Source organism: Roseovarius tolerans (assembly GCF_028885395.1).
Classification (GTDB): domain Bacteria; phylum Pseudomonadota; class Alphaproteobacteria; order Rhodobacterales; family Rhodobacteraceae; genus Roseovarius; species Roseovarius tolerans.
Genome location: NZ_CP118494.1, coordinates 92,482 through 110,332, shown reverse-complemented (window position 1 = coordinate 110,332; position 17,851 = coordinate 92,482). Strand labels below are relative to the sequence as shown.

The 17,851-nt window shown below is 57.3% G+C and carries 16 protein-coding genes; 8 read left to right on the top strand and 8 right to left on the bottom strand.

Annotated elements, in window-relative coordinates; translation table 11 throughout:
- The first annotated feature begins 125 nt into the window (after nt 1-125).
- The gene (locus PVU19_RS00480; protein WP_274789854.1) at nt 126-815 is read left to right on the top strand and encodes a VPLPA-CTERM sorting domain-containing protein; all 690 of its coding nucleotides are present in this window, start codon (nt 126-128) and stop codon (nt 813-815) included.
- Nucleotides 816-878: 63 nt separating this feature from the next.
- On the opposite strand, the gene PVU19_RS00475 is transcribed toward PVU19_RS00480, so the two are convergent.
- The 4 genes from PVU19_RS00475 to PVU19_RS00460 are packed head-to-tail and all read right to left on the bottom strand — an operon-like array spanning nt 879 to nt 4,977.
- Entirely contained in the window at nt 879-1,739 is an 861-nt protein-coding gene (locus tag PVU19_RS00475) for a glycosyltransferase family 2 protein (RefSeq protein WP_274789853.1), read from the bottom strand.
- 20 nt (nt 1,740-1,759) lie between these two features.
- Complete coding sequence (locus tag PVU19_RS00470) at nt 1,760-2,572, bottom strand: CpsD/CapB family tyrosine-protein kinase (protein WP_050664233.1); 813 nt, start codon at nt 2,570-2,572, stop codon at nt 1,760-1,762.
- 30 nt (nt 2,573-2,602) lie between these two features.
- Nucleotides 2,603-4,159, bottom strand: coding sequence for a GumC family protein (locus tag PVU19_RS00465; RefSeq protein WP_050664232.1), 1,557 nt, complete (start codon nt 4,157-4,159; stop codon nt 2,603-2,605).
- Nucleotides 4,156-4,977: an ExeA family protein gene (locus tag PVU19_RS00460; protein ID WP_274789852.1), complete on the bottom strand. Its 822-nt coding sequence runs from the start codon at nt 4,975-4,977 to the stop codon at nt 4,156-4,158. The genes PVU19_RS00465 and PVU19_RS00460 overlap by 4 nt, the downstream gene beginning before the upstream one ends.
- Nucleotides 4,978-5,563: 586 nt before the next feature.
- Here PVU19_RS00460 and PVU19_RS00455 point away from each other — a divergent pair.
- The 7 genes from PVU19_RS00455 to PVU19_RS00425 all read left to right on the top strand — a co-directional run bounded on the left by PVU19_RS00455 (nt 5,564) and on the right by PVU19_RS00425 (nt 14,707).
- Entirely contained in the window at nt 5,564-6,241 is a 678-nt protein-coding gene (locus tag PVU19_RS00455) for a sugar transferase (protein ID WP_050664230.1), read from the top strand.
- Nucleotides 6,242-6,372: 131 nt separating this feature from the next.
- Nucleotides 6,373-8,820: a tetratricopeptide repeat protein gene (locus PVU19_RS00450; protein WP_050664229.1), complete on the top strand. Its 2,448-nt coding sequence runs from the start codon at nt 6,373-6,375 to the stop codon at nt 8,818-8,820.
- A gap of 124 nt (nt 8,821-8,944) precedes the next feature.
- Nucleotides 8,945-9,550, top strand: a complete 606-nt coding sequence (locus tag PVU19_RS00445) for a polysaccharide biosynthesis/export family protein (RefSeq protein WP_050664228.1) — start codon at nt 8,945-8,947, stop codon at nt 9,548-9,550.
- A 9-nt stretch (nt 9,551-9,559) separates the two neighbouring features.
- Nucleotides 9,560-10,972 carry a hypothetical protein gene (locus PVU19_RS00440; protein WP_152911709.1) on the top strand — a complete coding sequence of 471 codons (1,413 nt, stop codon included), beginning with the start codon at nt 9,560-9,562 and terminating at the stop codon, nt 10,970-10,972.
- 163 nt (nt 10,973-11,135) lie between these two features.
- A complete protein-coding gene (gene xrtD, locus PVU19_RS00435) occupies nt 11,136-12,731 on the top strand; it encodes a VPLPA-CTERM-specific exosortase XrtD (RefSeq protein ID WP_050664226.1) in 1,596 nt (531 codons plus the stop codon).
- A gap of 213 nt (nt 12,732-12,944) precedes the next feature.
- Nucleotides 12,945-13,934, top strand: coding sequence for a hypothetical protein (locus PVU19_RS00430; RefSeq protein ID WP_050664225.1), 990 nt, complete (start codon nt 12,945-12,947; stop codon nt 13,932-13,934).
- A gap of 341 nt (nt 13,935-14,275) precedes the next feature.
- On the top strand, nt 14,276-14,707 hold the full coding sequence (locus PVU19_RS00425) for a rhomboid family intramembrane serine protease (protein WP_235575893.1): 432 nt from the start codon (nt 14,276-14,278) through the stop codon (nt 14,705-14,707).
- Nucleotides 14,708-14,710: 3 nt separating this feature from the next.
- Here the strand turns inward: PVU19_RS00425 and PVU19_RS00420 are convergent, their stop codons facing one another.
- The 4 genes from PVU19_RS00420 to PVU19_RS00405 all read right to left on the bottom strand — a co-directional run bounded on the left by PVU19_RS00420 (nt 14,711) and on the right by PVU19_RS00405 (nt 17,662).
- Nucleotides 14,711-16,024, bottom strand: a complete 1,314-nt coding sequence (locus tag PVU19_RS00420) for a nucleotide sugar dehydrogenase (RefSeq protein ID WP_274789851.1) — start codon at nt 16,022-16,024, stop codon at nt 14,711-14,713.
- An 83-nt stretch (nt 16,025-16,107) separates the two neighbouring features.
- Nucleotides 16,108-16,611, bottom strand: a complete 504-nt coding sequence (locus tag PVU19_RS00415) for a glycosyltransferase (protein ID WP_274789850.1) — start codon at nt 16,609-16,611, stop codon at nt 16,108-16,110.
- On the bottom strand, nt 16,608-17,069 hold the full coding sequence (locus tag PVU19_RS00410; RefSeq protein ID WP_235575916.1) for a glycosyltransferase family protein: 462 nt from the start codon (nt 17,067-17,069) through the stop codon (nt 16,608-16,610). Before PVU19_RS00410 ends, PVU19_RS00415 begins: the two co-directional genes overlap by 4 nt.
- Before the next feature lie 194 nt (nt 17,070-17,263).
- Nucleotides 17,264-17,662 carry a hypothetical protein gene (locus tag PVU19_RS00405; RefSeq protein ID WP_152911723.1) on the bottom strand — a complete coding sequence of 133 codons (399 nt, stop codon included), beginning with the start codon at nt 17,660-17,662 and terminating at the stop codon, nt 17,264-17,266.
- Between the last annotated feature and the right edge of the window lie 189 nt (nt 17,663-17,851).

The window sequence follows — 17,851 nt, the reverse complement described above, 5'->3', positions numbered from 1 at the left end:
AGCCCCCCTCGAACTCTACCAGATTGAGGCGGAAATGTGGCGTAATTCGGATGTTTTTCTTTCCAGAACGCTTTGGATAGCTTATCTTGTAATGGTGATGAACGATCCTGTTAGGGGGAATTGAAATGGAATTCATAGGTAAAACTTTACACAACAGTGGCCTAGCAGCGTTGGCGCTGGGAGCAATGGTTGTGCTCGGCGCAGAAAAAGCGGACGCGGCGACTGTAACTTTCACTAATGGAGAGGGCGGCAACGTCGGCTCGATCGTCAGTGGTTTTGGGGCTGTTTCGCAGAACAATTTGGGTAACGGTACGGCGAACATTGACTTTACTTGGTTCAATACGGACCCTGACAATTTTCTTGCGTATTCTGAGTTCACGACAAATGGGTCTTTCCGGCTTACGTTTCAGGATTACGCACCGGAGAGTGATTTGGCCGTTGGTCCTGGGGCACGCAGCGGCTTTCAGATATACTACGGCTCTTTCGGGGGCGCTCTTCAGCCCATCCTGCCTCATACTCCGAATTCGGAACCGGCATGCGGCTCTGACGTTCTGACCAGTTTCGGCTCGACAGACTGCGTTCTTGTGACCGGTGCCGATAACGATGGAACGCCGTTTGTTGTACCGCCGATCTCCTATGATATTGATGGGTTCGGTGCGGGCACCTACGTCTTGATGTTTTCGGAAGGGAACGAGCCGAACAATGGCAGCGCAGAGTTCATAATCTCCGCCATTCCGCTGCCTGCCGGAGGCTTACTATTAATCACTGCACTTGGTGGAATGACCGTCCTGCGTCGTAAGCGCAAGGCTGCGTAACCCGAGTTATGTATCAGACTTTCGACAAAGGGCCGCCTCGTGCGGCCCTTTTTCACGTGCGCCTCAGATGTCCAGCCCCACAGCCTGGCGCAGCATCCAGACCATGCGCAAAAGGCGAAGGCGGATCAGGGTGACTGCCGCGCGCCAGCGGTCACCGGCGGTTGTGAGTTTAGGGCTGCGAAGGACTTTTGGTAGATGTGCTATCGCGCTAAGTGGCATTGCCAGTGCTTTGATCACCCAGAGCAGGCGGGTTTTCGGGCCCTGTACCTTCAAGCCAAACTGTTCCTGGGTAAGGCGCCGCCATTTTGTGCGTAGTGCTGGCCAGTCTTGTCGTGAAGGATGGCCGACACGCAGCCTGTCCTCATAGATCAACTGATAGCCCTTGTCCGTGGCGCGGAAGGACCAATCGGTATCCTCGGATACGCCGCCGCGGAAGGGACCCACATCCTCGAACACATCACGTCTGGTGATCAGGTTGCCGGTGCCGGAAAATCCCTGCGCCTCGATGTAGTGGCGAAAATCGAAGGCGAAGACCGCCTCGAAGGCTTCGGCCCCGCTTCGCGGCGGGGGGGTCTCATCAAACACCTCGACGCGACCACCGATCAGATCGGCCTTGTCCGCGACCGACCGCCCGACCGTGACCCAGTCAGGGGCGGCCACGCAATCGGCATCGATGAACATCAGGCAAGGGGCCGAGGTCTCCTGTACGCCCCTGTTGCGGGCTGCGGCAGCGCCTTTCTCGGGTTCGGTGACGAAACGAATATCGGGGAACTTTTCTTGCACCTTGGTCAGCGACTGCGTCGAGGCGTTATCGACCACGAGGATCTCACAGCCTGAAAGATCGTTCTCCTGCAGTGCGCAAAGGCAGCGCTCGAGCCGCACCACATCATTGTAATGCGGGATGATGATGGCAATCTCGGGCATCGTCCTCTCCGTTCAGGAGGTCAGTAGTAATCATACCCTTCGGCATCGCTTACGTAGCGGCACTTGTTGAGTACGATCCCCATCACATTCGTTAATTCCGCCACCTGACGCTCGGCTTGGTCGATGCGGCTCATCGGAGTTGATTCGGCCGCTGCAATGATCACCGCGCAATCGACATTCTGGAGAAAGGCGATGTTGTCGTCGCTGGCGTTGAGCGGGGAGATGTCAAAGAATGTCAGATCGGGGGAATAATCCTGCTCTATCCCATCCAGTGCCTCCCGAGCCGCACGGCTCAGCAACAGCTCCGATGGATTCGACGCGGGCCCGTTATTGAGGCCGAAACCCACGCGTTCGCCGAGACGCAGACCATGTTCTGAAAAGCGCAGGTGACCATCCAGCAGCTCGGCCATGGAATGATCGGGCTTCTGCGCCAGAACCTTATGTAGCGCGGGACGCCGCAGGTCGAGATCGATGCACATGACGCGCATGTCGCGCTGCCGCTCGAAGCTGAAGGCGAGATTCGCCAGTGTGGTCGATTTTCCGGCCCCCATATCGGGCGAGACGATCGCCACGCGTCGCCAGCCGTTGGTTTGTGCCTGATGAATGATCTTGGTCCGCAGAAGATCATAGGGTGCCGCGTCCCGTCCGGGTTCGGAGGCGACCACCCGATTGCGCTTGAGCGCGGCGCGGTTGAGCTTGAACGGCGCAAGGGCCGCCCAAGACTCCTCAACGGGTTGGCTCGGACCGGGTGTCGCGGCATGCTGCGTGCGTGTCGTGCTGCCCTGCTGGCGCTGCGCACGCGCCTTGGCCAGGGCTTCCTGAATGCGTTCCATCTCAAGCGCTCCTGATATGTTTGCGACCGATCACCAGCGGACCCCGATCTTGTTCATGGCCCGATCGGCGAGAAGGTCGAGCGGCAGGTAATACAGATGGACCGCGTAGACTACGGCGGGCAGCCCGACAAGGATCGCCAGATAGATTGTGAGCTTGATGAGGCGTTTCCAGAAGATCTCGGACCGGCTGCGCATGTAAGGAAGTGTCGCCAGTGGGCGCACGCCGATACGCTTCACGATATCCTCGGGACGTCGGGCGGTGCGGTTGAGCAGCTCGATCAGCACGATCAAAGCGATGCCAGCGACGATGCCAAACATCGTGCCGCCGCCCGCGATCAACATTCGGTTTGGTTTGGTTGGCGCGTTGGGTACGGCGGGCGGTTCGATGACCGATATACGGCCCCCGCGCGAGAGCGATTCGATCCGCTCGCCGGTGCTGGCCTTGGCCAAGCGATCAACGGCAAGGTTATATTGTTCCTCGATATTGTTGTAGGCCCGCGTCAGCTCTTCCAGAGCAACCGAGTTCGCCGGGGTTTTCGCGAGCGAGTCAGACAGGGCAGACAGCCGCTCCTCGGTCTCGCCGCGCTGCTCCTGCAAGATCGAGATACGTGCGTCGATCTCACTGAGTTGCAGGTCAAGTGTGGTCGATCCGGCGCGTCTCTTTGGTGTTTCCGCGTCGGTTTCGGCGGAGGGCTCGGGTGCTGCTGCGATTCGCTCTTCGAGCTGCGCGACACGCGCCTGCAGCATCTTCACCCGCGGGTTTGTTTCCGAGTAGATCGACAGCGCCTCGTCGAGTTGGCTTTGAAGTTCCTGGAGCCGCTGTTCATCGGGGGACAGCTGTGGCGTCGCTTGTTCCTGAGTCAGTTGGCCGGTAGCCTCGAAAATCTCCACCAGACGGGTGCGCTGGTTGCGCAGGGAGGTAATATCCCGATCAATCTGGCGCACCTGCTCCTGCAACGTGGCTTGCTGGTCCAGCCGGTAGTCGAGACTTTCTGGGAGGGCCCCAGAATTTGCGGTCTTGAACTCCAGGATGCGCGCACTTTGCGCATCGAGATCCTGGCCCAGCCGTTCGACCTCCTGCTGGAAGAACTCCAGCGTATTCCCAGCCCGCGACGTGCGGAATTCGGCATTCTGTCGTTCAATCAGCGTGAGATATTGATTCAGCACGCCGGCTGCGATCTGCGGGCTGCGCGCCTCGAAGCTGATATTCATAATCGGAGTTGGATTGCGGCCTCTGGGTTTTACAATGATTGTTCGAGCGCGCATCGCTCCTACGACCTCGTCGGCGGTCATCTTCTGGATATCCTTAAACACGGCTTGGCTACGCGCCACGTCGAGCATGTTGGCGCGCGTCATCAGCCGCTGCTCGATGATCTCGATTTGCTCGAGGAGGCCCACCATGACTGTCGAGCTGGCCAGTTCCGAAGGAATCTGCGGCCCTTCCAGAAGCAGACGGGTCTGCGACTCGTAAGCAGGCGGCAGGGCGAAAGCCGCGATCCCAGCGACGGCAGACACGATCACCGATACGAACAAAAAATAGTGCAAGCGTCTAAGAAAGATCGAGAAGTAGTATTTAAGTTCGCTCATGTTGCGTCCGTCTCTTCGGTGCCCATGGTGGCTGCAAAGAACAGCCCGTCATTGAGCACGCTATTCAGCGTATCTTCTGTCACAGTTTTTTGTTCCTTGCTCCAGGCATAGACCATCGCGATATCACAGAGCTGATTGACAAGCCGGGGCACGCCGCCAGTCTGTTCATGCGCCATCTGACAGGCGCCATCGGTAAATTCATCCCCGTCCCCACCGACCGATTTCAGTCGGTGCCGGATATATTGTGCGACATTCTCGGCGTCCATCGCGGGGATGTGAAAGCTTGCCGCGACCCGTTGTGCCAGTTGTTTCATGTTCGGGCTGCGAATGACATCGCGGAGTTCGGGCTGCCCAACCAGTATCAACTGGATCAACTCATCCTTGTTGGCATTGATGTTGGTAAGCATGCGCAACTCTTCCAGACCTTCCACCGACAGGTTCTGTGCCTCGTCAAAGATCAGCACAACGCGCCGGTCTGCGGCATATTCGGCAATCAAAAAATCCTGAAGTGTCTGGAATTTCTGCACATAGGTGGAATCATTGGGCACATCGACCGACAGTGCATTCAGAACCCATTGCAGGAGTTCACCCCGTCCGCCCTGCGCATTTGAGATCAATCCGATTGTGATCTGTTCGTCGGTGTTCTTGAGAAGATGCTGCACCAGCGTCGTCTTGCCCGAACCGATCTCACCGGTCACGACGGTGATGGGGGCACGCGAGAAGATCCCATAATCCAGAATCGTGTAGGCGTTACGATGTGCCTTGGACCAGTAGAGAAAGGTCGGATCGGGCAAAAGCGTGAACGGGCGCTCGGACATGCCGAAAAATTCTGCGTAAAGGGTCTCCGGTTTCATATGCATCTTTCACATAACATCCTTATCCAGAACTCACTCTCAACACATTGAGAATATGGCAGAGTTCCGCTGGAATTAAGAGCATAAAATACCTCTATCCAGTCACCTTGGGGTCTGCCCTTTCGCCACATCCCATGCAACAGACAAATCCTTCGCATTCATGGCACAAGCAAGAAATTTTCGAGGCTATGCGACCGCAGCGCCTTTTTTCACCCTGAAAAGCGGCGAATCATGTAGAGTAAGGAAGAGACGATGAGCCATGTTTCAGTTATCTGTTTCGCGTGGATCGACAATCGCTCTCGAGATGTTCGAATGCTATTTTTATTTTTCAGGGTTAAGAGGCTTAAATCCAAGGCTTTCAAACATTTGCACCTCGAATTTTGAGATTTGGGCAAAATTATGTCTTGTTTTGGACCGCCCTTAAATGTTCACTTGTTTGGGGGCGTAAACGCGGATCATGAGCTGCTGGTTAGTGGATTTGGTTAAAAAGAGACTCATCGGTTTGGTGAGTTCGAATTCATCCGTGTGATATGTGAGTTGAGGATATTATATGACCTTCCGGGATTATTCCGATACGACAATTAAGGTAGATTCGACCACGCCGCATTCTGGCAGCCGCCGTGCCATATACCGCATCGGGGCAAAGCGCTGCCTTGATGTCGTTCTGGTTCTGATGACGTTGCCGATCTCGTTGCCGCTCATTCTGGGCATGATGTGCCTTGTGGCGCTTGACGGAGGCAGCCCGATCTACAGGCAGAAACGTCTGGGTCGCGGCGGGCGTGTTTTTCACATGGTCAAGATACGCACCATGGTGGCTGGGGCGGATGCTCTGCTGGAATATCATCTGCGCAAGAATCCAGAGGCGCGGCGTGAGTGGGATGAGACCCAGAAGCTCAAGCGCGATCCTCGGATTACACGGACGGGCTGCTTCCTGCGTAAGTCGTCTCTCGACGAGTTGCCGCAGCTTTGGAATGTGCTCAAGGGCGACATGTCCCTCGTTGGGCCGCGCCCGATGATGGTGGACCAGAAGGAACTCTACCCGGGGAAAGCCTATTATGATCTGCGCCCGGGCATTACTGGTCTCTGGCAGATTTCGGAGCGCAATGAGACAAGCTTTGCCGAGCGGGCCGGCTTCGACAATCGGTACCTGGCGACCCTGTCACTCTCGCAGGATGTGGCGATCCTGTTGCGGACTGTAACCGTGGTGCTGCGCGGAACCGGATACTGACGCAGGCGCGTTTGCCTGCGTGATCTGGACACTTTCCGTCCCGGCTGGAATAGTCGAAATATGGTTTGTCCAGACCGGGTGGTTGGCACGCAAGGATTGTTGCCCGCGCCCGAACATGCAAGAGTAGCGATATGATAAAACCGACCTTTCTGGCTCTGGCCACCGCTGGCCTCTTATCCTTTTGTGACACGGCTGAAGAACGCGCCGACGGGCACTTCCAATCCGGCCTGGAGTTGCTGCAGGAGGGCGATGTGGATCGTGCTCTGGTCGAGTTCCGCAATGTCTTCAAGCTGGACGGCACGCATCGCGAGGCACGGTTGCGCTATGCAGAGGCCGAGCGCGCGCGTGGCAATATCCGTGAAGCCTATGGCCAGTATCTGCGACTGGTGGAACAATATCCCGACAGTTTGCCCGGACAGCGCGCCCTGGCCGAGATGTCACTCACGGTCAATGACTGGGACGCGGCGCAGCGGCACGCATCCGCCGCAGCGGAGCTTGCCCCGGAAGATCCCGTGGTTCAGGCGGTGAATGCCACGATCGCTTATCGCGATGCGTTGACCGGCTCGGGGGATGATGCCGCCCGGCGCGCAGCGGTTACCAAGGCGCAAGCCCTTGTGTCGGAGGACCCGGACCTGATGATCGCGAGACGGGTGGTGATCGACGATCTCATTCGAAATCAGGATTGGACGGCGGCGCTGTCAGCGATAGATGCGGCGCTGGCACGGGAACCGGACGACCGGCAACTCTACACGATCCGTCTCGGGGTGCTCAATCAATTGGGTGAGACCAGCGAAATCCGCGCACAGCTCGAGGACATGATCGAGCGATTCCCAGAAGATCCGAACGTTTTGGCGACGTTGGTGCGCTGGTACATGTCTCAAGGGGATGTGGACGCGGCACAGGCCTTTCTTAAGGAGCGCGCCGACGAAGACCCCGGGGAGATAGACGATATCGTCACTTATATTCGGTTTCTTGCCGAAGCGCGTGACAACCAATTGGCCCTGGCCGAGCTTGAACGTATCCTTGAAGGCGACCCGCCCGAGGTCGAGCGGTTGACCGCGCTGCGCGCTGGCTTTCGCTTTGATCTGGGTGAGCAGGATGGAGCCATCACCGAACTCGAAGACGTGATCGACGGGATGGAGCCTTCCGACGAGAGGCGCAGCATCATGGTCATGCTCGCCCGGATGCTGGATGCGACCGGCAATAATGTCGGGGCGCGTGCATTGGTCGAGCAGACACTGGAAGAAGATGAAAGCCAACCTGACGCCCTCAAGATGCGGGCGGGCTGGCTGATCGAGAGCGATCGCACCGATGAAGCGATCGTCGCTCTGCGCTCTGTTCTCGGTGAGACTCCGAATGATGCCGCGGCGATGACCCTGATGGCACAGGCACATGAGCGCGCGGGCAATCGCGATCTGATGGCCGACATGCTGAGCCGTGCGGTAGACGCATCGCGCAACGCGCCCGAGGAATCGCTGCGCTATGCCAGATATCTGATCGGACAGGACAATCTGCGATCGGCGGAAACCGTCCTGATCAACGCGCTACGGCTAGCGTCTGGCAATGTCGCACTACTGAGTGCGCTGGGTGAGGTTTACATGGGGGATCAGGACTGGCCCCGCCTCACGCAGGTGATAGAGACCCTGCGCCGTCAGGAGGGGCCCTCTGCCGAGCGCCTCGCCAACGAACTGACAGCGCGTCAGCTCGCGGCACAGGATCGCGAGGACGAGCTTTTGAGCTTTCTCGACACGCTTGCGGGCGAGGGTGCCAGTGGTCTGGGAGCGGCCGCGACGATCGTGCGTGCCCGTCTTGCACAGGGCGATGTGGAGGGGGCGCAGGAATATGCGCGCGAAACCCTCGACGCGAATCCCGAAGACCCCAATGCACGGTTCCTGATGGCGTCGGTGCAGGCGGTGACCGGTGAAATCGAGGCCGCCGAGGCGACGTTTCAGGACCTCGCTGCAAAAACGCCGCAGGATCAACGCTTCTGGCTGGCGCTCTACAATATTCGTGCGGCACAGGAAGATAGCGAGGCGGCTCGGCAAGCGCTGCGGGATGGGTTGGAAGCCTCGCCCGACAGCCTGCGCCTCAATTGGGCGCTCGCTGGCATTCTTGAGCGCGAAGGTGACGTGTCTGGTGCCATCGAAATCTACGAGAAACTTTATGCCGCCAACAGCAACAACCTGATCATTGCCAACAATCTCGCAAGCCTGCTGGCGACCGGCCGCGAAGATGCCGAGAGCCTTGATCGGGCGCATGAAATTGCGCGGCGCCTGCGTGATCGCGCAGTGCCGGCCTTTCAGGATACCTATGGCTGGATCGCGTTCCGCCGAGGTGATCTCGACACGGCGCTTTCCGCGCTGGAGCCTGCGGCGGCTGGCCTTCCGGGCGACCCCACGGTGCAATACCATCTCGCGCGGACCTATGTCGCGAGAGATGAGCAGGCCGAGGCTCTTGCACAGTTTCGCAAGGTGGTCGAGGCCGTGGGCGATAGGCCACCGCCTGAATTCATGGGCGAGGTTGAGGCGGAAATCGAGCGCCTTGAGGCAGCTGTCGGGGATGACGACGCGCAGAACTGACAAAAAATACCCTGAAATTGCTACAAATCTGCCGCAGCCTAGCGCTTTCTGTTTCTTAGGTATTTTGCTGGTCCGGCAAATACCGTAAGTTCAACGCAAAATGAAAAACCGACAGAGGCACGGGATGATCAGATTTCTAACAGCGCTTCTTCTCATGGTGGGATTGGCCGGGGTGGCCACAGCGCAGAGCAACTATCGCATTCAGCCGGGTGACACCCTGCAAGTCGAGGTTCTGGAGGACCCCAATCTCAACCGCAGTGTTTTGGTCTTGCCCGATGGCTCGATCAGCTTTCCGCTGGCCGGAACAGTCAAGGCGGGGGGGCGCAGCGTCGATACCGTGGCCCGCACGCTGTCTTCGGAGATGGCCAGTAATTTCGCAGTCGAGCCGACGGTACTTGTCTCGGTCGCTGCCCTGGCCCCGAGGACACCCCGGGCCGAGGCCGAACCGGACCTGATGAATGTCTATATCGTCGGCGAGGCGAATGAGCCCGGTCGCAAGGAAGTGCTGCCCGGCACCACGCTTTTGCAGTTTCTTGCCGAAGCGGGCGGGCTGTCGCGCTTTGCGGCTGAGAAACGCATTCAGTTGCGGCGCGTCGATCCCCAGAGTGGGCAGGAGACGGTTTATCGTTTCAACTACCGCAGCATGGGCGGCAGCGACAGCATCAGTGGTACGACGGTGTTGGCCCCGGGCGACGTGATCGTTGTTCCGGAGCGGCGCCTTTTCGAATAAGGGCGGGTTGTGAGACGCGCGCAAGGTCTGATCCGTACTGGTTGTCTGTCCGTGCTCTTTCTGGGCGCGGGCCCGATGCTGGCGCAGCAGGGCAGCAGCCCTGAGGCTGGCGGCCCGGTTCTGACTTTCGGGATAAGTTCGACGCTCAGCGCGACGGACAATTACAACCTCGAACCCAACAATAGCGAAAACGCCGAACTTTTCGACAACCGGCTGTCCTTCGGCTATGAAAAGCGGCGTGCCAATGATGTGCTCAGTTTCGATCTGAGCGGGGTGTTGCGCGCAACCGAGCCACCGGGGGGCAGCCGAACATTCGACGATCAGCGGGCACGTTTCGGCTATGACAGGCAGGGAGTGAACAGCACGCTGAGTTTTGGTGCAGATTACTCGCTGTCCTCGGTGGATGCGCTTGATCCGTTCGACGAAGATCCTTTCTTCGAAGATGACCCGTTGGAAGAGAGCGACCTGACGCAAGACCGTGGCGACCGTGAACAGATCGGGGCCAGGTTCAGCTTTGAGAGCGGGTTGAATGATCCGGTGGGCTTCATTCTTGATGGGCGCTACCGGGAGCAGACGTTTACGGACACAACCGACCCGGACTTGTTCGACACCGAGACATTCAATCTGTCCGCCACGACCCGTTTCACACTGAGCCCGGTCACCGAAACGCGTGTGGTTCTGCGCTATGAGGATTACAGCGCCGATGATGTGCCGCAAACCGACCGGCAGACCAGCAGCGTCAATCTGGGGCTGACGCAGGCGCTGTCGAAGGTCGACACGCTCGATGTGTCGCTTGGGCTTCAGGATATCGAGACAGAGGAAACCATCGGCGGTGTGCGGAGCGTAGACCGGGAGAGCGGTGTGATTGGCAACATTGGCCTCACCCGTGATCTGGCGCGGGGCACGATCGGCACGACATTTGATGTGAGCGAGAGCGAAAACGGCCGGACTGCGACCTGGCTTGTCAGCCGTGACATGCCCTTGCCGCGTGGCGCGATCGGGATCAGCGTCGGGGTGACCAGCGATGTCGACGATTCGATTATTCCCGTGGGCAGCGTGGATTTCACCCATCAGATGAAGCGCAGCACTCTGACGGCGTCATTGGAACGACAGGTCACGACCAGCTCGCGTTCGAACGAGTTGCGGACCACACGCGCCTCGCTGGGATACAATTACGAGATCAACTCGCTGTCGGCCCTGGAGTTCTCGGCGAATATCGCAGAGCTTGCGCAGTCGGGTGGACCGGCGGTGAACGATACCGTCCGCGCCGACCTGCGCGCGGCCTATTCTCGCGAGATCACCGAGGATTGGCGGCTTTCCTCGGGTTATGAATATCGCATGCGCGACGAGGACAGTGTTGGCTCGGCCACGTCGAACCGCATCTTTCTGACGCTTGAGCGGAATTTCGTACTGCGCCCGTGAGTCCGGGTACTGTATGCGATTGAAAAACAGACTGTTTTAGTCGCTCCTTCTTTGGCCTCGGGGCCTGTTTTGAATCGCCTTGCTTCGGGTTTTCCGATAGAAATTCGGGAAAGGCAGGCCCTTCTTTGGGGTATGGTGAAATAGAAAAGTGGAGTGTGACACCATGTCGGTGACGGATCAGGCTGGTTCTGGGATGATTGCCCGCCCGCTCAACCCGGCGGGCATTATGTGGTTCACGCTTCTGTTGGCCGGATCGATCCCGATCTTCTGGATCGGTTTCGTGTCTCTGGTGCAGGCCTGGTCCACGGCCGAATACAGCCACGGTCCGCTGATCCCGCTGATCTCGCTTTATCTTTTCCTGCGCGAGCTGCGTCGCCTGCCGCCACCAAAACCGGTGGTTCGGGATCGCGGCCCGGGCCTTGTCATCCTGACCCTTGGGCTCCTGCTGGCGATCGCCGGCAATCTGACGCGCATTCCCGATATCGTGACCTATGCCTTCATCATCTGGGTTGGTGGCGTGGTGCTCACGATCTTTGGTTGGGAGCGCGGCAAGCTGCACCAGCTGGGGGTGGTGCATCTGATCTTCATGCTGCCGCTGCCGCAGTTTGTCTATCTCAAGCTTACCATCGTGCTGCAGACGATCTCGTCGGAGATCGGCGTCTGGTTCGTGGCGCTGATGGGGGTGCCGGTCTTTCTCGAAGGTAACGTGATCGATCTGGGTGTCTACAAGCTGCAGGTCGCCGAGGCCTGTTCAGGGCTGCGCTATCTCTTCCCGATCCTCAGCTTTTCCTACCTCTTCGCGATCCTCTATCGCGGGCCGATCTGGCACAAGGCGGTGCTGCTGCTGGCGGCGGCCCCCCTCACGGTGCTGATGAACTCTTTCCGCATCGGGGTGATTGGCGTGCTGGTCAACAGCTACGGCATCGAGCATGCCGAAGGCTTCCTGCATTATTTCGAAGGCTGGGTGATATTTGGCGCCTGTATTGCGATCCTCTTCCTGATGGCCGTGGCGCTGCAACGGCTGACCGCGGATCCCAAACCGCTGTCGGAGGCGATCGATCTCGACACCACCGGCTTCGGCGCGATTGCCGCCCGCATCACCGGCATCCGCGCCTCGCGTGGGTTGGCAGTGGCTGCACTCCTGACGCTCGGGGTCTCGGCGGGATGGGCGTTGCAGCAGAGCAATGAGCCCGCGCCGCTCGACCGCGACCCCTTCACGCTCTATCCACGCCAGCTTGGCGAATGGTCGGGCACCTTCTCGATGCTGGAACCCAAAATCGAGCGGGTTCTGGGCGCGACAGATTACCTCGCCGCGTCCTATCGTAATCCGGCAGAGTCGGCCCCGGTGGAACTTTTCATGGCCTTCTATGAAAGGCAGACCGAGGGTGATGGTATCCACTCGCCAGAGGTCTGCCTGCCTTCGGGTGGCTGGGAGATCTACAGTTTCGAGACCGTGCCAGTGGATATGGAGGGCACCGGTTACGGCACCTTTGATATCAACCGCGCGGTGATCCAGCAGGGGCTGTCGGAACAGCTGGTCTATTACTGGTTCGAACAGCGCGGCAAGCGCATGACCAATGATTTCAAGGCCAAGATGAGCGTGGTCTATGACAGCCTAATGATCGACCGCACCGACGGCGCCATCGTGCGCTACATCACTCCGATTCTGAAGGATGAGCCCGAAGGCGCTGCCGATGCGCGCCTGAAACGCTTGATGCGGGAGAGCTTGCCCAAGCTACCGAGGTTTGTGCCGGAGTGAGTGGCCGTACGTTTTGGAAACAATAACGCACAAAATGACTCATCGTTTCGGCATGAAGTTGCACCGCGGACATCGCTTCTTGGAAAATTGAAATAGTGGCAAAAAAGTGGTGTCATTACGGCTTTTATAGGTAAAATCTTTGTGAGGGCACGTTCCTCAATTCAACGTCCTACACGCGTAGTCATTTCAAAAGTCAGAAGGATACATAGTAGCATGAAGATCATGCGCTATGCTGCCATTGCCTCTTTGGCATTGGCAGTCAGCCCTGCCGTTGCCAGTACGCTGCCGCCCACGGCTCTCTTGGAATCCAATGGCGTTCTATCGCTCAGTGGCGCAGGGGGATTTACGGCCGAAGGCGATCTGCGCGCCGAATATCGCGCGCCGCCGCTGGGACCCCAACGCTATACTTTCAGCACCAGCCTCAGCTTTGGCACACTCACCGTAACACCGGATGTCACGATCACGACGCCTGAGATTGTGCTTTCCGAGGGGTCTCCGGCAGGCTGCGCCTTTGCCATCGGTCCCAGATGCATCATCCCCATCCCGGCGATCCCTCCCGTTGTTCTGGCATCGCAAACCATCACCGTCAGCCCCACCGTTCCGCTGACTGGGCTTGGTACGGTGTTCGAAGGCTCGGTTCGCAGCCCTGATCTGCCTTTGGGCGACATCTTCGCTTTCGATTACGGCTCACCGCTTCTTGGCACGCCGCTCAGCTTTGGTGATCTCGTGCAGGACCAGTTCGAGACCGGGGATGCAATAGTCAATGTTACAGGTGGGATTGGGCCATTCAGCTCCGTTTTCGATTACAACGGTGAGCTTCAGTCTGGTGGCGAGGTCATCATGGCCGATTACGCCTTGAGCATCACCGGGCCTGGCATTCTGGGGGATATCGAAGCCTTTGCGCTCGACCTGATCAACGACAACACGGATCAACTGACCGGGCTTGCGTTCGATCTGTTCCTCGGCACCGATCCCTGTGGCAGCTTTGGCGGGTTCGCGAGCATCTGTAATTCGCTTCTGGCCGGACTGGATTCCGATGCGTTCGGCCTGACCATCAACAGCCTTGGCACACTTAGCGCCGATTACACGCTGAGCAAGTCTATCGCTCCGGTGCCGCTGCCTGCAGCTCTGCCTTTGATGGCCGGTGGACTTGGTCTGTTGGGTCTGATGGGCTTGCGCCGTCGTCGTGACATCGCAGCCTGATCTCAAGATACTTCAGTGATCTTCATGAGGCGGCCTTAGGGCCGCCTTTTTGTATTATGACGCCCGTTTGGCTTGAGTTTCTCGTATCCCTGGCGCATCCAGTGATAATGGATGAACGACACGCAGTATCAGAACACTCGCCTTTTGGGGCATGGGTTTCCGCTCATGGCGTATTACTGGCGATCGTTCTGGTTTGCGTGGCGTTTGAGGTCATCTTGCAAGGGGCTGATTACGGGCTCTGGGGATCTCCTCGCTGGCGTGGACTGACCTATCAATATGGGGGGTTCTGGCGAGGACTTCTGGACAACTGGCAACCCAACTATGCGGCTCAGCCCGTGGTGATGTTCGCAAGTTACGGGTTTCTGCACGGTGGGGCCGCGCATCTTCTGGTCAACATGATCACGCTCGTCTCGCTCGGGCGTCTGGTGATCGAGCGGGTGGGGCAATGGCGGTTCGCAGTGATTTATGCCCTTTCGCTTCTGGGCGGGGCCTTGGGCTTTGCACTCCTGTCCACGGCGGTGCAGCCGATGGTGGGGGCGTCCGGGGCGCTCTTTGGCCTCGCTGGGGTGCTTACCAGCTGGGAATATACTGCGCGCCGTCTCGCACGCGAGGGAATGGGGCCCGTGCTGCGGGTGATCGGCCTGCTCGTCGGGCTCAATGTCGTCATGTATTTCGCGATGGGGGGCAACCTCGCCTGGGAGACCCACCTGGGCGGCTTTCTGGCGGGTTGGGCCGCAGGATGGTGGGTGCGCGAGCGCTCCGACCTGCTTTGATCCTTATGCCTTGGCGACATTCTCCATTGGCAGGTTGCGCCGTTGCATGGCGTTGCGCGTGTCGATGATTGGCAGGTTCATCGCCGCAAGCGCCGCATAGTCGATGGCGTCATGGTCCGTCGCGATCAGAATCGCGTCGAAATCGGTTGGGTCAATCTCTGCGAACGGAATGGATTTGTAGCCTTTCAGCTCTGAGTATTCGCGCATGCGGGGGATTTCCGGGACGTGCGGATCATGGAATGCCACCTGCGCTCCGGCGGCACGCAACAGTGACAGAAGCCGGACTGATGGGCTTTCGCGCATGTCTGGGATGTTCTTCTTGTAGGCGATCCCCATGATCATGATCCGTGACCGCGAAAGGCCGATGCCGAGGCGCCGATCGAGCACTTCTCGCAGTTTTGAGACAACGTAATCCGGCATGTTCGAATTGATCTCACCCGCCAGTTCGATGAAACGTGTGGACAGATGATATTCGCGCGCCTTCCAGGTTAGGTAAAACGGATCAATCGGGATGCAGTGTCCGCCGAGACCCGGGCCGGGATAGAAAGGCATGAAGCCAAAGGGTTTGGTCGCGGCCCCGTCTATCACCTCCCACACATCGATATCCATGGCATCGAAGATGACCTTCAACTCGTTCACGAGCGCAATGTTCACGGCCCGGAAGATATTCTCTGTGATCTTGATCGCCTCTGCTGTGCGCGTTTTGGAAACTGGCACCACCTTGTCTATAAACTTGCGATAGAAGGCCTCTGTGAGCTGTCCTGCATGCTCTCCGTCCCCAGCGACGATTTTGGGGATCGTGCTGGTACTGAAATGTGCGTTACCCGGATCTTCGCGTTCCGGAGAAAACCCGATGAAAATGTCTTGACCAGGCGTCAGACCAGCTTGAGCAAAGATTGGCGTAAGAACCTCGTCGGTCGTGCCGGGATAGGTCGTGGATTCCAGTATGACAAGCGCCCCTGGCTTGATGTGGTGAGCGATCTCTTTTGTCGTGGAGATGACGTAGGACAAATCTGGTTCACGATGATCGGTCAGGGGCGTGGGCACACAGATTACGAACACATCGATATCCGCGAGTTGCGTAAAGTCGTCTGTCCAGGCAACACACTGCGTATCACGCAACCTGATCAGATCCGCATCCGAAACCGCTCCGATATAGCTCTGACCAGCATAGAGCCGTTTTACTTTCTCAGGATCAATGTCGAAACCTGTGACATGCAAACCTCCTTTGGCCGTCGCAACTGCCAACGGCAGGCCCACGTATCCCAAGCCGAGGATTGCGATCTTCGCTGAGCCAGACTCGATTTTGGTCAGCAAGTATTCAGAGAATTTGTGCGACACCGGAACTCCATTTCCTGATCTGGTATGACATTTTGGTTCTTGGTCACTCTAAGTCAGCGCTATTTGGAAGAAAGTATGAAACGGCGCAGGGCATCGGTGAATTCTGGATTTGCAACAGATTGCAGCTGTGGTTGCCCATCTCTGTGACTTTCTGAGAGTGCCGCCTCGACGACGTCTGCAAACTTGGTTTCATCTTCTGCGATGAAAAGGCCGGGCCTCTTCTTGAGGTTTTTCATCGTGGTATATTGGTGGTCATTCCGCGTTTCTCGCAGGTGCCCTCGTCGCGGCATGATGACGATTGGCTTGCCATGGGTAAAGGCCGTAAGAATAGACCCAATGCCAGCATGTGACACAATAAGGTCTGCTTGCAGAATTAACGCCTCGTAATCACGCGGGGATAGATGTGGGGTAATCTCGAAGTTCTTGGGAATATAGGCATCTGATACGGGGGAGACGACCTGAGCCACGACCTCATGTCCCTGACCTTTATCGCTGGTCCATTCATCCACAGCCTGTACGAGCCGGTCGAAGGGTTCATGCGTACCAATCGTCAGGAATATCACAAAACTGATCCCAGATATTTCGGTCCTTCCGGTTTGGCAAGGTGTTCCCATTGCGTCAACCACAGATCAGCATACTTTCCGATGCGCTTGCCCGACATGGAGAGCTCTTCCGCGTTTGCCATGCTATCAATCCAGATGGTCTTCGCGCCGAGCAATTTTGCTATCCTCAGAGCAAAATACCCCGGGGCTGCGCCAGTGGACAAAACGACATCGGGGCGAATACGTATCAATATGAACGCAATGCCAAGAAGCTGCTTGATCAACCGCCATTTTTGCCAGCGATTGGCCTCGGTGACGGTATGAAAGCCGGGTGTTGGTTCTCCATCCTGTTCTGCATGTTGGCGGACCGTCTGGTGAAAATCCGCGTCGGTTGTGACATAGGTTACGCGGAGTCCCGCCCAGGCCGGGCGCAATCTCATCAACTGCACCCAGTGTCCCCCGGCTGACGCGATGGCCATCACATGTGGGTTTATTTTCATGTTCTACCTTTAGATGCGCCCCTCACAGGCCTGAAGAAAGGGCCACAAGATTTTCTTCGACGGCCTTTTTTAGGAGGCAAAGTGGTTGTATCTTTTGAAAGGGAGCCAACCTATATAAGTTAAGGTTCGCGGATCAACATCACTCGATTGTCTTGTACCTTTCATTCAGCATTTTACATATCAGATGTTTTCCAAAGCCCCGCATGTTTTCCGGATTCGTTTTCCTTAATAATCCGAATAGGCTCAGGAAGACTGAATGGCGGCTCACGAAGGTCCACAGGGCGCCAGTGTCCTGACAAGATGTCCTCGTTTTTTGATGTGCTTGGCCAGGTAGACATTAAAACAAACGGGGATCCAGACGATTTGATGTTTTTTAGCGCCGAAAGTCCGTCGGCGAAAGACAAATGCAACATACAATCACGGAAGACCGCCAGATCTGCCTTGGGGGGGATTTCTCGGATAACATTTGCTACCTTGAAATCAATCCGCTCCGATCCATAGCTCTTTATGTTGTCTTCAATTACGCTTGGAACAATATCGAGGCCTAGGTACTTAATATCGACATCTTTCATTACATCAGACATCCAATTAAAATCACCACAAGCAATATCGACAATGCTTTCGACGTTCGAATCTGATATTATTTCAGTCAGAAGATTACGCAGGTTTTCCGTGCTTCTGAATGTCGAGCCATCCCCGGATCTGCTTTCATCACTGCCCCAACGATTATATTTGTATATCCGACTAAACCTGTACTGAAC

Excerpts from the sequence above, each read along its gene's own strand:
- PVU19_RS00480 (WP_274789854.1), top strand. The coding sequence starts at position 126 with ATGGAATTCATAGGTAAAACTTTACACAACAGTGGCCTAGCAGCGTTG.
- PVU19_RS00475 (WP_274789853.1), bottom strand. The coding sequence starts at position 1,739 with ATGCCCGAGATTGCCATCATCATCCCGCATTACAATGATGTGGTGCGG.
- PVU19_RS00470 (WP_050664233.1), bottom strand. The coding sequence starts at position 2,572 with ATGGAACGCATTCAGGAAGCCCTGGCCAAGGCGCGTGCGCAGCGCCAG.
- PVU19_RS00465 (WP_050664232.1), bottom strand. The coding sequence starts at position 4,159 with ATGAGCGAACTTAAATACTACTTCTCGATCTTTCTTAGACGCTTGCAC.
- PVU19_RS00460 (WP_274789852.1), bottom strand. The coding sequence starts at position 4,977 with ATGTCCGAGCGCCCGTTCACGCTTTTGCCCGATCCGACCTTTCTCTAC.
- PVU19_RS00455 (WP_050664230.1), top strand. The coding sequence starts at position 5,564 with ATGACCTTCCGGGATTATTCCGATACGACAATTAAGGTAGATTCGACC.
- PVU19_RS00450 (WP_050664229.1), top strand. The coding sequence starts at position 6,373 with ATGATAAAACCGACCTTTCTGGCTCTGGCCACCGCTGGCCTCTTATCC.
- PVU19_RS00445 (WP_050664228.1), top strand. The coding sequence starts at position 8,945 with ATGATCAGATTTCTAACAGCGCTTCTTCTCATGGTGGGATTGGCCGGG.
- xrtD (WP_050664226.1), top strand. The coding sequence starts at position 11,136 with ATGTCGGTGACGGATCAGGCTGGTTCTGGGATGATTGCCCGCCCGCTC.
- PVU19_RS00430 (WP_050664225.1), top strand. The coding sequence starts at position 12,945 with ATGAAGATCATGCGCTATGCTGCCATTGCCTCTTTGGCATTGGCAGTC.
- PVU19_RS00425 (WP_235575893.1), top strand. The coding sequence starts at position 14,276 with ATGTTCGCAAGTTACGGGTTTCTGCACGGTGGGGCCGCGCATCTTCTG.
- PVU19_RS00410 (WP_235575916.1), bottom strand. The coding sequence starts at position 17,069 with ATGGCCATCGCGTCAGCCGGGGGACACTGGGTGCAGTTGATGAGATTG.
- PVU19_RS00405 (WP_152911723.1), bottom strand. The coding sequence starts at position 17,662 with ATGAAAGATGTCGATATTAAGTACCTAGGCCTCGATATTGTTCCAAGC.